Origin of the sequence: Enterococcus sp. LJL51 (assembly GCF_049894025.1) — a bacterium.
In the GTDB taxonomy this organism is placed as follows: Bacteria; Bacillota; Bacilli; order Lactobacillales; family Enterococcaceae; genus Enterococcus_L.
This window is the reverse complement of sequence record NZ_JBNEQE010000014.1, coordinates 87463-101910: the sequence shown is the minus strand read 5'-3', so window position 1 is coordinate 101910 and position 14448 is coordinate 87463. Positions and strand designations below refer to the sequence as shown.

Genomic DNA, 14448 nt, shown 5'->3' with positions numbered 1-14448 from the left:
TGCTGTCAATGGAGCCCTCATCTTTTTCCAATCGAAGCTGCCGTTGGCCATTGCCAATACCCTGGATATGATAGGAACTGTCACTAATGCGACCGAGGCATGGACAGGAAAAGAGCTGATTACTGGACGGAAGCTATCCACAGGAGAGCGAATACTCAAAGCGTCGTTTGCGGTATTGGAAGGATTTATGTTAGGATATAACGGAGCTAAGACGGTTAAGGGAAAAGTAACTAAGGTTCCGGAAGTAGATGGGGATGCAGGAAGTACGTATCATGGACAGACGGTGCCGGGTGAGAAAGCCAGTGGGGCTAAAGGTAAATTGGATGTATCATCGAAATCTTTTGAATCACTTACTGCAGATGAGAAAAAAGTAGTAGAATCACTTTTGGAACAAGGGAAAGATGTTAAACTTATTCCAGAAGCTCCAAATGTAAGTAAGACTCCCGATCTTTTAGTTAATGGGATAGAAACTGAAATTAAAACACTTAATGGAAATAATATCAATACATTAGTTACAAAAGTGGGTAAAGCATTAAAACAAGTAGATGGAAACGGTAAAATTGTTTATGATATATCAAAAGCAAACTTTACACCGCAACAAATGGATGAAATAATTTCTAGACTAATTGGTAAATATGGAAAGGATATAGTTGATAGAATTACATTTATAAAATAGGAGAGTGATTTAATCGTGAAAATAAAATGTTTATGTGGAAATGTGCTTAATGATGAGAATTTGGAAACAACGAATCCTTTAATTATTTTTCCGGAGAACGAGTATTATGATGTGTTAGAGTCAAATCCGAAAACCGTAGAAGAACTTGTGGATAATATGCCTTTAGGGTCAATGTGGGAGTGCAGAGTTTGTGGGAGACTTTTCTATTTCAAAGAAGGAAAATTTGATATTTATAGTTTAGAAGAAGAAGTGTTTGACAGTAATTAAAGATTATTAGATAAATTAAAAAGGCACTCTATCAATCGACGGGAATCGAGAAAATAGAGCCTTGAATAGTAAGAGCGAACTCACTAATCAAGTTGCCAATAGCTAACAAAAAGCTAGCTGTATTTATTGTACAAAAATTCAAGGGATTTTTCTAGCCTTTTTGAATGTTTATTAAGCGTACAGTAATTTCAGCTAGAAAAATGTGAAACTATTGAAACGGTATTAGTGAGGAAACAATCACTGATACCGTTTTTTCGTGTATCAAAATTGAAGGAGTGAAATAAATGATTCAAACAGAAAACAAGCAACCGATTAAAGAAATTAGCTACCAAGATATTTATAGTCTATATGACAATTGGGAACAACTACAATCATGGAAAGAAGTATTACCAGTTCTGGAAAAGTTCTTCGAGGATGAAAATAGACCCGTCAATAAGCAACAAATGGCTAGAAAATACTATGCGTGTTCACGAGTCTTTATGCTGTTTTACCAAGATTTTAGTCAAACTATGCAAAGAATGGAAAAGCAGTTATTAGAGTTACGAAGCAAGAAAAAGGTTTAGAGGTCTTCCAATGCTATTTTGCTAGATTCCGAGGGTGAAGAAAGAAGTTTTTAGGAAAGAAAATTCAAGTGCTAAAGCAAGCGGTAGGCATGTTAGGCTGAAAAAGTTCGAGGAACTAGTCAAAGTGATAGCTATTTTGTGAGTTCCTCGGGCACTGACAAATGCACATGCCTACTACTAAAAGTCAATGGCGATGAAATCGACGAAGTGAACCATTTACTTTTAGTAGAGTGTTATTCAGTTGGTGGATTGATGACAATATCCATATCTAAGTTCGATTTGTTTTGATTTTCAGTTGTTCGGATTATATTTTCAGCTAGATCATTGGCATAGAAATCAACTTCTTTTTGAATACGTTTATCGTAGAGATAAAGAATCGCTTGTTTCAATTCTGATTCAGAAAATGTAGAAAGTCGTTCCATGAAAAACTTGAAAATTTCATCAGTAAAATGTTCGGTCATAATATTGTAATGAGCTAGAAAAGAAGCTTTTGACTGAACTGAATTAAGCAACTCGAGTTCAGAATGTGATTGAACATTATCGCTTCCGATAAGTTGCTCTGCTGGAATTTCTAGTACTTCTAAAATTTTTGATAAGCGATTACCTGTAGGGAAAGTATGACCTTTTTCATAGTTTATAATGCTTTGCTTGGTTAAGCCAATTTTTTCAGCGAGTTGAGATTGAGTGAGTCCTTTCTTTTTTCGAATAGACTTAAGATTTTCTGCGAAAGTTTGGAATTCAGGATTCAAGTTATCACCTCCGTTGGTATGTTAATATTTTATCTTTTGATTTATAAAAAGTCAAATTTAATTTTATGAATAAGTTGACAGGTAAAATAAAATTATGATATATTATTTTTTAGGTAAAGTTAAAATGAGTTTGAAACTTAGATTGTTTGGTCGTGGTGCCATGCGCGCGACGCCCCCAAGGCAGGAGCGCAAGCAATGAGTGCCAACGACCAAACCGAGCGAAGCTCGTTGGAAGGGCGCAAAGTAACACCGCCCTGACATTTACCGAAATTCGAATAGAAACGTTGATTTATCAGTGCTTACAGCGATTTGAAAAGTGCATTGAAATGACCATTTAAGGAGGTGGTTCAATCGGAAATTAAAAAGCCCCCACTACTAATAGGGGGGCTACGTGTACAAGGAACAGATTTACTTATGCAACATTGCTTAAATAAAAAAGCAGAATTTCAAAAATAAGAAACTGAATTTCTTAGATTCAAAACTCCACCATCGCAAGTCGAGTATACCATAATTTAAGAAATTCTCCAATTCAAGAAATTAGATCGGCTGACGCTTTCTTGCCCGCTACTCGTCACCATTGAGTACGTAGAGGCTTCAAACTGAGATTGCCACTAATTGATTGGATAGAACTGGAGGACTATGGATAGAAGCAAGTATTTGTATGTAGGTATGGACATACACAAAGAAACGCATACCGCTGTATTACTGAATTACCTAGAAGAAAAGCTAGGAGAAATCAAAATCAAGAACACCTTACAAGGATTTCACAAATTAGAGGAGTATATACTTAAACAAAAAAATGAATTGATACCTGTTTTCGGATTGGAAGACGTCACTCACTATGGCAGAACCTTATCTATTTTCTTACTCGATAGAAACTATCCAGTAAAAGAAGTGAACCCGTCTCTTTCATATATGGAGCGGATGAGTTATGCAAGTACTAGAAAAAATGATACATGGGACGCTCAATGTATCAGTGCAGTACTTATGAGACGCTCACATGTATTACCCGATGCAAACCCACAAGACTATTACTGGACAATGCGCCACTTAGTCAATCGAAGAAATGCACTGGTAAAAGCAAGTACAAAACTAATGCAACAATTTCATGAACAGATACAAACAGCCTATCCGAACTATAAAGGTTTTTTCAAAGAATTAGATTGTAGAACCTCTCTTACCTTCTTTGAACATTATCCGTCACCTAAGTACTTAGAACATGTAACAGAAGACGAATTAGGCGCATTTTTACGAGTACCTAGTCATAATACTTGTTCTACAAATCGAGCTAGAAAAATCCTTGATTTAGTGGCACAAGAGACGACAAAAGAACGAGACTATCAATTTGCCCGAGATACAGTGATTCAGAGCATTACAAGGCAATTAAGAGCGTATCAACGAGAAATTAAAGAGCTGGAACGGACAGAAAGACAAATGTATCAAGAACTAGGTTATCATCTAGAAACCATGCCGGGAATAGATATTGTGACCGCTTGTGCCTTAGTCGGTCATATAGGGGATATTCAACGATTCTCTAGTTCAGATAAACTAGCGAATTATGCGGGTGTCGCACCATTGAGATTTAGTTCAGCTGGAAAAGGAAAAGACGTACAAAACAAATCACAAGGTAATAGAAAACTGTATTCAACGCTTTACTTTCTTGCGATACAACAGATTTATCTAACGAATAAGAGAGAACCACGAAATCCAGTATTTCGGGCTTATTTCGAGCGGAAAGTTTCAGAGGGAAAAACAAAGATACAAGCGTTATTGTGTATTATGAGAAAATTAGTTAAGATAATTTATAGCATGATGAAACAAAAAACAGACTATAAATTACCGAAGATTGAAGAAAAAATCGCAAGTTAAGAAAAACTGGTTGAAACGTTGATAGAAAAGCGTTTTGACTAATTTTTAAAAAGAGTAGTTCTCCGCCCCGAGAAAGCCAGTGGATCTAAGCGGAATGCGTCTCTTTTTTTATCATGATCTTTTTAATGCTTAAATACATAAAATCACGTATAATAGTACATAGTGAAATTTCAGAGGAGGGTACAGCATGGCATATCAAGCATTGTACCGTGTATGGCGTTCACAGCGTTTTGATGATATTGTGGGTCAAAAAGCTGTAACGCAGACGTTGAAAAATGCCATTATGCAGCAGAAAACGTCTCATGCCTATTTATTTACAGGCCCTAGAGGAACTGGGAAGACGAGCGCGGCAAAGATTTTTGCTAAAGCAATTAACTGTAAAAATAGTGTTGACGGGGAACCGTGCAACGAATGTGCAATTTGTAAAGGAATCACTGAAGGTCGCCTGAATGACGTGATTGAGATTGATGCAGCCAGTAATAACGGTGTGGAAGAAATTAGAGATATTCGAGATAAAGCGAAGTATGCTCCTACACAGGCTGAGTATAAAGTATATATTGTTGATGAAGTACATATGCTTTCCACTGGTGCGTTCAATGCGCTGTTGAAAACCTTGGAAGAGCCGCCGAAAAATGTCATCTTTATTCTTGCGACTACAGAGCCTCATAAGATTCCGCTAACCATCATTTCCAGAACACAGCGTTTTGATTTTAAGCGGATTGGAACGCAGGATATTGTCGAGCATCTTGCACATATTCTGAAAGAAATCGGGTTAACCTATGAGGAGCAAGCATTATACACGATTGCCAGAGCTGCTGAGGGCGGGATGCGGGATGCATTAAGTATTCTGGATCAGACAATTTCCTTTGGCGATGATGAGGTAACACTGGACAACGCTCTTCAGGTAACAGGAAGCCTGACCTTTGAGATGATGGACAACTATATTGCAGCTTGTGTTTCGGGAAAGGCAGAAACAGGGCTGGAGGTCATGGAATCCATTCTCGGAGCTGGAACAGAGGCTAGTCGTTTTCTAGAAGATATTCTATTGTATTGTCGAGATTTACTGATGTATCAGCAGGCACCAAAATTATTGGAAAGCAAGACAGGCACAATCACTGAGCAGTTTAAAGAGCTGTCCCAGCAGATTGCCCCAGAACGAATATACCAGCTGATTCAGATTTTAAGTGATACACAAAACGATATCCGCTTCACCAATCATGCAGCGGTTTACTTAGAAGTAGCAACGGTGAAGCTGGCTCAAAGCAGTGGTTCAGTAAAAGTGGCTCAGGCAGCAGGTATTCCGGAAAATAGCCCGGATGTTTCTGAGTTAAAGGCAGAAATTCAACAGCTGCGTCAGGAGCTTGAAGAGCTTAAGAAAAATGGTGTTGCCGCTGTGGAACCAGCGAAAGCTGCCCCGCGTCAGCCTACTAATCGGACTGCTGTAAAAATTCCAACGGAGCGGGTTTATCAGGTTCTGCGGGAAGCAACACGAGACAACCTGCTTAAGGTCAAGGAAGTTTGGGAAGACATGCTGCAGATGATGTCTGTAACACAGCGGGCGATGCTGAAAGCGAGCGAACCTGTTGCAGGAAGTCCAACTAGCTTGGTAATAGCGTTTGATTATGAAATTGTCTGCACTCGGGCAACAGGAGATGATGAGCTGCAGCTGGCGGTTCACAACAATCTAAGCCGGCTAATTGATTACGCCCCTCAGATAGTCTGTATCACTAGAGACAGCTGGCCGGGGCTGCGTCAGACGTTTCTTCAGCAGCATAAGGCAGAAGATAACACACCTCCTGCGATTGACGAAATTACTGAGGAGGAAGAAATTCAGCTTGTCCCAGATGAAAATCAGAATTCTTCGGGCGAGCAGCAGCTTGTTGATGAAGCTGTTGCCAGATTTGGTGAAGAACTAGTAGAAGTAGTAAATGATTAAAGACATAGAAAGGAAGAAGAAATAAATGATGCGTGGAATGGGAAATATGCAAGGAATGATGAAACAGGTTCAGAAAATGCAGAAAGAGATGGAGAAAGCTCAAGCTGCTTTAAACGAAAAGGAATTTACAGGAGAAGCAACCAACCAGCTCGTAACAGCTGTATTTACCGGAGATCGTAAAATGAAAGATGTTATCGTCAAAGAGGAGCTTGTTGATCCAGATGATGTAGAGATGCTGCAGGACTTAATTGTTATGGCTGTTAATGATGCGTTAACTAAAATTGAAAAAGAAACAGAAGCAACTTTAGGCAAATATGCTAAAGGAATGCCGGGATTATAAAAAATAGAAGCTATTATATAGAAAGAAAATGAAGCAAGAAGTCAGCTGGTCTCTCCCAGCTGACTTTTTTTGAAGAAATATAATAAAACTATTGACCCGTACCTATGGTAACGGTTTAGACTGTAAGTAAGCTAGCAAAAGAAATAGAAATGGAGTAGATGAACATGTTCAAAATTGGAGAATTCTCAAAAATATCAAATATTACTGTGCGCACATTAAGACACTATGAAAAGCTGGGACTGCTGATTCCTTCTGAAGTTGATCCGTACTCAGGGTATCGTTATTATAAAGCCGAACAGCTGTCAAAAATAAATCGAATTAAACTGCTGCAGCAGGTAGGCTTATCCCTTGAATCAATTAAAGAAATTCTGGAGAAACAACAAATGGACGTTTTAAATTACTACTATGAGATTAGAGAACAAGAATTAGATCAGGAAATTGATGCATTAAATAGAAAGAAAAATTTAATTAATGAATTACAAAAACAATTGAAAGTGGGAACCAACATGGAAAAATATAATGTTGTACTAAAAACAATTCCTGCAAGAACCGTAGCCAGCGTAAGAAAAGTGATGTCAAATTTTGAAGAGGAAGGGAGGCTGTGGGGGATTCTTGGAGCAGAAATGCAAAAACAAGGAGTGATTCCGCTTCCTGGATCACTGCCGACAAGTCTGTATCATGACAAAGAATATCGGGAAACAGATGTTGATGTTGAGGTTCAAGTAGCTGTTGCTGCCGGTCGTCAAGATACAGATGAAATCAAATTCTATGATGCGTCGGAAGTAACAATAGCTTCAGTCACATTTAATGGCAGCTTTGAACAAATGCCTCAAGTTACCCAGGCTATTGCGGTCTGGATTGAAACGAATCAATACAAGGTATCTGGACCAATGATTAATCGCTCCCATGTTTCTCCAGGACAAGATCCAAACCCAGAAAACTGGATTACAGAAGCTTCCTTTGTAGTTGAGCCAATACAATGAAAATAATAAATAAGAGAATGAACTGAGAGGAATTTCCTTTCAGTTCTTTTTTTGTTTTCGTAAATAAACGTCGTGCGATTTTAAAGCTTACCGCTTCAAAATAATCAACTTAATGTAGTATTTAGAGATTAAATTTATCTTAGAAACCAAAATAAATAAACAGTACAAATAATTTGATTTATTTGAATTAAAAGAAATAAAGTTTAGTTTATTTTTCTTTTTTGTCAGTAAAAGTAAAGAAAATTGTTGATTAGTAAGGTCTATTATATCGAAAATTCTTTTATTTTAAATATTCATTATTTAATAGCGACTCTTAAATGAGCTGTATAGTAGCTTAAAGATGATAATAATCTTTGTTATTGCGCTTTATTTCTTTCTATCAGATTTTTGTTCATTTGATTTTCTCATTTATTTTGATTTTTTATTAAAAAGGTGAGAGAAAAACAATCATAAACCATCTAGACTTTAAAAAAGTTTTGATATAAAATTAATTTGGATTTAAAAATTTAAATATTTTTTTAATAATACAAATTATTATTTCTTAAAGTAATGATTTTATGAAAAATCAAAGTTGTTCTAATTCATTTAGATTTTTGCATGTTTTTAAGAAATAACAATTGTGTTTGAATAAACGGATACATAATTTTCATTTAACTATCAAGAAAAATGCTTTTGAGGAGGTAATCATGATCAAAACAAGTGTGAATACGGGTATTATTGCATTGTCAGCAGATCTTGCTGAACCTTATTCAGAAGAACTGAAGAAGAATGATATCAATGTAGTACCGTTAACAATGGAAAATTTCGAACGATACATAGATCAGCTGGATGCAGTGATCATTAGGGAAAATCCGCAAGAAGATGTCAGCTACACTTGTCAGCTGCTAGTCAAAATCAGAGAGAGTTCAGATGCATTTGTATGGGTGTTTTCATCAAGCTCTCCTAATTTAATGAAGGTTGTCTATCTTCAGCTGGGGGCTGTAGGCGTGATTTCCGAGGATTGCAAAGCGGATGAGCTGCAGCTGATAATTTCAAATAGTGTATCGAAGAAAAAACGACAAGGCAGTGTTACAAGAGAAAGTCGAACAGTTTTTAAAGAAGATAAGAAGAAAGTGATTGTTGAACTGCTTGCTAGAAACTCTAGTGTGAAAATCAATGGGCAAAAGGAAATTCCGCTGACTAAGCTTGAATACAAGGCTTTAGAATTTCTATATAAAAATGCAAATACAGCAGTAACATATAAAGAAATTTTTGAAAGTGTCTGGAAAGAGCCTTTTAATGGTAAAAACTATCGTGTGGCTAACCTGATTTTTCATTTACGTGAAAAAATTGAGAACGAAACTGGAAAAATTAAATTGATTCAGACAGTACGATCAAAGGGCTACATGCTACTTAATTAAAGGTTGTTATAACGGTTTTTGGATAAAGCAAGCAGAACTAAAGGAGTATTACGGGTGACCTAAAACAGGTTTCATTTTCTGACAAAGGATAAATGACAGAAGGAAAACACAATATGAATTTCTGAGTTTATCACTATTTGGAAGGAATTTGAAATAAATCTGTCTATTTATTTAGACAACTATTTTTAGAGGAAAGGAGGAAGAAAATGAAATTCGGAAAAAGTTCTTATATAGCTGAACATTTTGTAAAACTAGTAGGAATCGTCGTTTTTTCATTTTGCTTTAGCTTTATAGGAGCAGAAAAAGCTCAGGCAGCGCCTGCTGATGTGAATGATTGGGGAGGCTTTGTTAATGCGCTGCAAGATCCAAATGTTTCAGAAATTAATTTAAGTGGATCATTTGCTAAAACAACAACTGCTCCAGGAAGTATTTCCAGAGATATCACAATTAATGGGAATGGATTTTCAATTAATTTTGGTACAGGAACACCGAATGGGGTGATTTTAGGCAGCGTTGGTCAAACTACTACTTTAACATTGAATAATGTAGATATTCATAAGTACACAACACCGGGAACAGCAACTTTTTCAGGTGATGGAGCAAACTGGATTATCAATGTGAATAATGTTACGACTGGTACTCAGACTACAGCTGCACAGAGCGGACTGATTGATGCGGTAGGTGCAACAGTTAATATTAGTGGAACAAATAATAAGTTTCGTATGTATTCAGCAGCTGATTTATCTCATATCAAAGCGAAAGCGTTGAATATTGCGGATGGTGCGAACGTTACATTTGCACAATCTAATTATCGGTCATCGATTTTTACCGGAGAGACAGTCGTGGTTGGGAAAAATGCAGTTGTCGATATGGGTCTATGGACTATAAATGGTACAGCGTCAGCCAATGATTATGGGTTCAACGCCTCTACTAGTGTGCTTCTTGATGAAGGTTCAACCGTAAAAACTGGTGCGATTTCTGGAAACTATTCCAAGATTATCAATACAGGTACTTTTACAGCCAAAACAGGTTCGCTTCTGGAAACAACAACATCATCTACCTATACAAGTGTAATTACTGCGTCAGGAGATGTTGTGTTGGAAACTGGTGCTACTGTTAAAGGAACCAATAGCGGGGCGAACAACACACAGATTGATGCGGCCGGTGCAGTTAATGTTATGAGCGGAGCAACATTGGATCTAACTGCGAGTGGAGTAAATACTACTCAGGTTAAGTCGAATGCGGCAGAATTTATCGTTAGAAATGGTGCAAATCTGAATGTTGAATATACGAATACAACAAATACAACAAGCTACTCATTTTATGTGAATAAGTTTGTTGTAGAGGATAATGCAACGTTCAAATTAACACCAACAGGAACAGGTCACCGAATTTACGGAACAGGTTTTACTGTTGGTACCGGTGCTGATGTAGAGATAGCAAGTAACTCTGCAAACAGTGATGCAGCCATATTCCTAATGGGTAATGCAGAAGTGTTAGTCAAAGAAAACGCGAAAGTTGCTATCACTAATAATGGAACAGCAGAGACTGTAACTGCTAATGCTAACTATGCAAGTGGTGCAGAAGGATCTCATGGAATCTATGGTTTGATTTCTAAGTTTACTGTTGAGCCAAATGCAAGAGTGAATATTAATGCAAATACTATTGGTTACTGGGTTCGTGGTAAAAATGAACTGAATATGTCTGGTGGAGCGTATATGAATGTTCACTCTAAAATCAGAGAAGCTTTAGCACTCTCATATGATTTTGGTGATGGTGCACATACAGATAAGCCAGCAACCATTAATATTTCTGGTGCTGGTACTAAGCTAGACATGTCATCAGATAATGTAGATTTTACAATGAATGATGGCGCTACAATGCGTGTTCAGGGTGACGGTTCTGTATTCAACCTGAAAGATGGGGCTGAGCTATACAGTACCAATGTTCGTACTTCTGCACTGCAAATGCAGTCGCAAAACTCGGTATTTAATGTAACAAATGGTGCCAAAATGCATTTGATTAAAGATTCCGCAGGTGCAACTAATTACACTTTAGGAGCAACCTTACGTTTTAGAATTAGAGGAACTCAGACCTTTAATATCGATGGCGGTCAGGTAATTATTGAAAACAAAAACTCGCTTTCCTTTGGTATTCGGATGTACGGTGATAATAACCATGTTAATGTTACTAATGCTGGACAGCTGCGTATCATAAATGAAGGTAACAGTGGTAATGCTGTTGATAGCGACAAAGGCGGAATTCAATACACTGGAACAGGCTCGTTCAATTTGGAAGGTAAAGATAGTCTAGTTGATATCTCTGCAGATCAAGGGCCAGCGATTTATTCTTCATCAACATTAGGAGCAACAGTAGGTCCAGGAGCAATTTATATCTTGGAAGGAAGAACTAATAGTAACAATGAAGGTGGTGCAATCAATGCAGGGACACTGTCCTTTGATTTAGATGCACCAAAATATTTCGATCTTCGAAATAATCGTTCAGGTGGAGGATATGCATTATCAGGTGGTTCATCTTCAGTTATGACTTCTAAAAACTCAGATTTATCTGTTTGGAAATCAGGGTCTAACTTAGATGGAAATCCATTCAGAGCATGGTCGATTTTTGACTATAAATTAACTGGTGCAAATTTCCGTACTATTGCTGATACTAACGTACCGCTTGAATTTAACACAAACGTGGATTCTTATGGTTCTGTTGGAGCACAAGCATACTCACGTATGAGTGCCAATAATGCCTCAGCGGTTATTGATGAATTGCGTGTGCCAACGAATGCTGACAAGTATTTCTACGGACATGCTTCTGTACCGGAAGGTCTGGATGACATTCGTGATGCTTGGACTGATGAAGTGTACGTGGAAGTGGAAGTCAAAAATCCTGACGGTTCGCGAGCATTTACTACAACTGTAAAAACGATTGGTAAGGATGATTCAAGTCCTGGTTTATCAGTTTATGGTGAAGCAGCCCGCGGCGGGATGTTTGTTGTCCCAATGCCGAATGGTGAGTTTGTTAAAGAAGGTATGACTATTGAAGTTCTAGCTGCATGGCGTGGTGGCGCTGATTCAACTTCTAATCGAGTTCACGTTAGTGGGCCGGATGATATCAAAACGGGCGTTGTTGAAGCAATCGATGTCACACCGCCGACTCAGGCAGTTTCAACTGAAAATGTAACCAATGCAACTAAACAGCTGAAAGGGACCAGTGATGAAGACGGCGCGAAAGTGTTCGTTAAAGTCAATGGAAGCTGGTTGAAGGATGATGCAAATCAAATCGTCTCAACAACTGTTTCCGGCGGTGCTTGGACGCTTAACCTGCCAGGCTACATTAATAAAACGGATAAAGTTGATATCTATTTGAAGGATACAACAGAAATCAATCCTGAACCAACATACACATTGCCGGTAACCTACACACAAGAGCCGGATGGCGTCTATGGGAATATTAACGAAGAAGTAGATGGCTATGATGCTTATGTTGGCTACCATGATGCAGTCAAGGTTGGCAATGAAGATGACCGTTTTGATGAAGCCCTGCGGAAAATTACAGCGGATGTTTTACCAGATAATCCTGATTTGAAGAAATCAGTAGTATCTAGTGGCGGCGCGACTACTTCTGTTGGCGATGAACTAACCTACACTTTAACGGTGAAAAATGATAAAGCTGATTCTGAAGACTGGACAGGTGTTGTGTTGGAAGACACACTAGCAGCTGGAATGGAATTCGACTCAACGGATCATGGCATCACTATTAAACAAACAGATGCAGGTGGAACGGTTACAGATGTTCCATTACAGCCTGATACTTTCACGTATGAACCAAGTACGCGCGTATTGTCAATCAAAGTTGGAGATATTCCTGCTCTTTACAGTTATACAGTGACCTTTAAAACCACCGTTAATAACAGTAAAGTTGGCGTGGATATTAAGAATACAGCGGACGCAAATGGTTATTCACCGCAGGAAGACAATAATCCATTTATTCCTGGACCAATCAATCCAGCGGGACCATTTAAGCCAATTACTGTGACATCCAATGAAATTGGCGTGCCAGGTGGTGAAATCCACGGAACCCTACAGTTAATTTCTGCACCAACTTCTCTTGAGTTTGGTTCACAGAAAGAAAACTTAAACGGAAAGACTCGTGTAGAAAAACCAACAGTTGTTGGTTCACCTTTAGTGGTATCGGATAATCGCGGGAACCTGGATCAATGGAAAATGTTAGCGACATTAACGACACCATTTACTAATGGGAGTCAAGTGTTGCCTAATGCGTTGAAATACAAAGCAGGCAATAATGAATACGCCTTAACAGGTGTGGCGCAAGAAATCTTGATTCATACCCACAATTTACCGGGAGACTACGATATTACTCAAAATGAGTGGACGGCCAAAGGAGACGGCTTTGTCTTTGAAGTGCCGGCTGGAAGTATTAAAAAGCTGGGGAGCTATCAAGCAAAACTATTATTCACACTTACGGATGCAAAATAACAATGGAGGAATGAACAAATGAAAAAAGCAACCTATTTTGTCATTGCTTCTATTGTACTCGGACTATTTTCTGTTACTGCAGGAAAGTCTGCAGAGGCAAGTGAGGTTAATGGCGGAGCTGTTCAGACAACGGGAGTCGTTGGCTTTTACGATGATAGTACAGAACCGTCATCCAGCTCTAGTTCCAGTACAAGTACAAGCAGTACACCTGCTCCTGTACAAAAGCCGACTGGTAAATATCCTTCAACAGGGGAACTGGTGAAAACCAGCTTATCTATTGCAGGGGCGGTTGTAGTCGGAATGGTACTACTATTTTTCTGGATGAAACGTAGAGAAAACAAGCGTAAGGAGGAAAACTGATTATGAAACATGTGGCAGCTTTTTCCGCGATACTTACGATTCTATTTCTAAGTATTTATCCATCTGATCAGGTATTTGCTGAAAATTCCGGAGATGGGAACGCAGTGGTGGACTTAACCTTGAATGAGGAAGAAGGCATCCGCGATCCGGAAAACCCAGGAACAATTGTTGATCCGGGAGAAACGCCAAGTACATCTGGCAAGCTGAGACTGGACTTTGTTCCTCAGTTGAATTTCGGACAGTATAAACGTTCTGACAAGGATCAGCTTTACCCCGTCAATGGGCAGCTGTTTTTGGATGAGACCAGTGCCAGAGGCACATTCATTCAGGTGGCTGACTTTCGAGGGGGCGCTCAAGGCTGGGCGTTGCAGGTTCGTCAGGAAACGCAGTTCAAAAACGATCAGACAACCAATACGCAATTGAATGGTGCGGTAATATCCTTTGATAAATCCTGGACAAATTCTGTTTCAGGACTGGATAATGCCCCCACTGTCTCTAAAGATATTATTCGCCTGAGCAACATTGGCGATACCTATAATCTGGCTGAAGCGAAGCCTGGAACCGGCAACGGTATTTGGAGCATCGCGTTTGGCGCCTCGGCAGACAATGCCGCTGGGGCTCCAGCCACCTTGTCACCGCGAATGCAGGAGGGCAAGGCAGTAACAGATTCGGTATTTAATAATCAACAGACGTACGAAAACATTGCGGTACAACTATCTGTTCCCGGAGGAACCAAAAAAGATCCGGTGAACTACTCAACGGTGCTAACTTGGATATTAGCCGAGTTACCATAAATC

At 38.7% G+C, this 14448-nt stretch carries 12 protein-coding genes; 11 read left to right on the top strand and 1 reads right to left on the bottom strand.

Features of this window, described 5'->3' with window-relative positions:
- From ACPWSO_RS13185 to ACPWSO_RS13175, 3 genes are all read left to right on the top strand, one after another.
- Positions 1 to 676: pre-toxin TG domain-containing protein (locus tag ACPWSO_RS13185; RefSeq protein ID WP_426084039.1), on the top strand; the 676-nt coding region annotated here is incomplete at its 5' end.
- Positions 677 to 691: 15 nt separating this feature from the next.
- On the top strand, positions 692 to 943 hold the full coding sequence (locus ACPWSO_RS13180; protein ID WP_426084038.1) for a hypothetical protein: 252 nt from the start codon (positions 692 to 694) through the stop codon (positions 941 to 943).
- Positions 944 to 1227: 284 nt separating this feature from the next.
- The gene (locus tag ACPWSO_RS13175) at positions 1228 to 1506 is read left to right on the top strand and encodes a hypothetical protein (RefSeq protein ID WP_426084037.1); all 279 of its coding nucleotides are present in this window, start codon (positions 1228 to 1230) and stop codon (positions 1504 to 1506) included.
- Positions 1507 to 1739: 233 nt separating this feature from the next.
- Here the strand turns inward: ACPWSO_RS13175 and ACPWSO_RS13170 are convergent, their stop codons facing one another.
- Entirely contained in the window at positions 1740 to 2255 is a 516-nt protein-coding gene (locus ACPWSO_RS13170; protein WP_426084036.1) for a helix-turn-helix domain-containing protein, read from the bottom strand.
- A gap of 639 nt (positions 2256 to 2894) precedes the next feature.
- Here ACPWSO_RS13170 and ACPWSO_RS13165 point away from each other — a divergent pair.
- The 8 genes from ACPWSO_RS13165 (at position 2895) to ACPWSO_RS13130 (ending at position 14445) form a co-directional block, all read left to right on the top strand.
- Positions 2895 to 4124: an IS110 family transposase gene (locus ACPWSO_RS13165; RefSeq protein ID WP_426084035.1), complete on the top strand. Its 1230-nt coding sequence runs from the start codon at positions 2895 to 2897 to the stop codon at positions 4122 to 4124.
- Positions 4125 to 4311: 187 nt separating this feature from the next.
- Positions 4312 to 6060: a DNA polymerase III subunit gamma/tau gene (gene dnaX, locus ACPWSO_RS13160; protein WP_426084034.1), complete on the top strand. Its 1749-nt coding sequence runs from the start codon at positions 4312 to 4314 to the stop codon at positions 6058 to 6060.
- Between the two features lie 25 nt (positions 6061 to 6085).
- On the top strand, positions 6086 to 6400 hold the full coding sequence (locus ACPWSO_RS13155; RefSeq protein ID WP_426084033.1) for a YbaB/EbfC family nucleoid-associated protein: 315 nt from the start codon (positions 6086 to 6088) through the stop codon (positions 6398 to 6400).
- A 164-nt stretch (positions 6401 to 6564) separates the two neighbouring features.
- Positions 6565 to 7383 (top strand): MerR family transcriptional regulator, encoded by an 819-nt coding sequence (locus ACPWSO_RS13150; protein ID WP_426084032.1) that lies wholly within the window; start codon positions 6565 to 6567, stop codon positions 7381 to 7383.
- A 686-nt stretch (positions 7384 to 8069) separates the two neighbouring features.
- Entirely contained in the window at positions 8070 to 8783 is a 714-nt protein-coding gene (locus tag ACPWSO_RS13145) for a winged helix-turn-helix domain-containing protein (RefSeq protein WP_426084031.1), read from the top strand.
- A gap of 206 nt (positions 8784 to 8989) precedes the next feature.
- The gene (locus tag ACPWSO_RS13140) at positions 8990 to 13291 is read left to right on the top strand and encodes a pectate lyase-like adhesive domain-containing protein (protein ID WP_426084030.1); all 4302 of its coding nucleotides are present in this window, start codon (positions 8990 to 8992) and stop codon (positions 13289 to 13291) included.
- A gap of 18 nt (positions 13292 to 13309) precedes the next feature.
- On the top strand, positions 13310 to 13651 hold the full coding sequence (locus ACPWSO_RS13135) for an LPXTG cell wall anchor domain-containing protein (RefSeq protein ID WP_426084029.1): 342 nt from the start codon (positions 13310 to 13312) through the stop codon (positions 13649 to 13651).
- Between the two features lie 2 nt (positions 13652 to 13653).
- Positions 13654 to 14445, top strand: a complete 792-nt coding sequence (locus tag ACPWSO_RS13130; protein WP_426084028.1) for a WxL domain-containing protein — start codon at positions 13654 to 13656, stop codon at positions 14443 to 14445.
- The last annotated feature ends 3 nt before the right edge of the window (positions 14446 to 14448 follow it).

Excerpts from the sequence above, each read along its gene's own strand:
- ACPWSO_RS13175 (WP_426084037.1), top strand. The coding sequence starts at position 1,228 with ATGATTCAAACAGAAAACAAGCAACCGATTAAAGAAATTAGCTACCAA.
- ACPWSO_RS13165 (WP_426084035.1), top strand. The coding sequence starts at position 2,895 with ATGGATAGAAGCAAGTATTTGTATGTAGGTATGGACATACACAAAGAA.
- dnaX (WP_426084034.1), top strand. The coding sequence starts at position 4,312 with ATGGCATATCAAGCATTGTACCGTGTATGGCGTTCACAGCGTTTTGAT.
- ACPWSO_RS13155 (WP_426084033.1), top strand. The coding sequence starts at position 6,086 with ATGATGCGTGGAATGGGAAATATGCAAGGAATGATGAAACAGGTTCAG.
- ACPWSO_RS13150 (WP_426084032.1), top strand. The coding sequence starts at position 6,565 with ATGTTCAAAATTGGAGAATTCTCAAAAATATCAAATATTACTGTGCGC.
- ACPWSO_RS13145 (WP_426084031.1), top strand. The coding sequence starts at position 8,070 with ATGATCAAAACAAGTGTGAATACGGGTATTATTGCATTGTCAGCAGAT.
- ACPWSO_RS13140 (WP_426084030.1), top strand. The coding sequence starts at position 8,990 with ATGAAATTCGGAAAAAGTTCTTATATAGCTGAACATTTTGTAAAACTA.
- ACPWSO_RS13135 (WP_426084029.1), top strand. The coding sequence starts at position 13,310 with ATGAAAAAAGCAACCTATTTTGTCATTGCTTCTATTGTACTCGGACTA.
- ACPWSO_RS13130 (WP_426084028.1), top strand. The coding sequence starts at position 13,654 with ATGAAACATGTGGCAGCTTTTTCCGCGATACTTACGATTCTATTTCTA.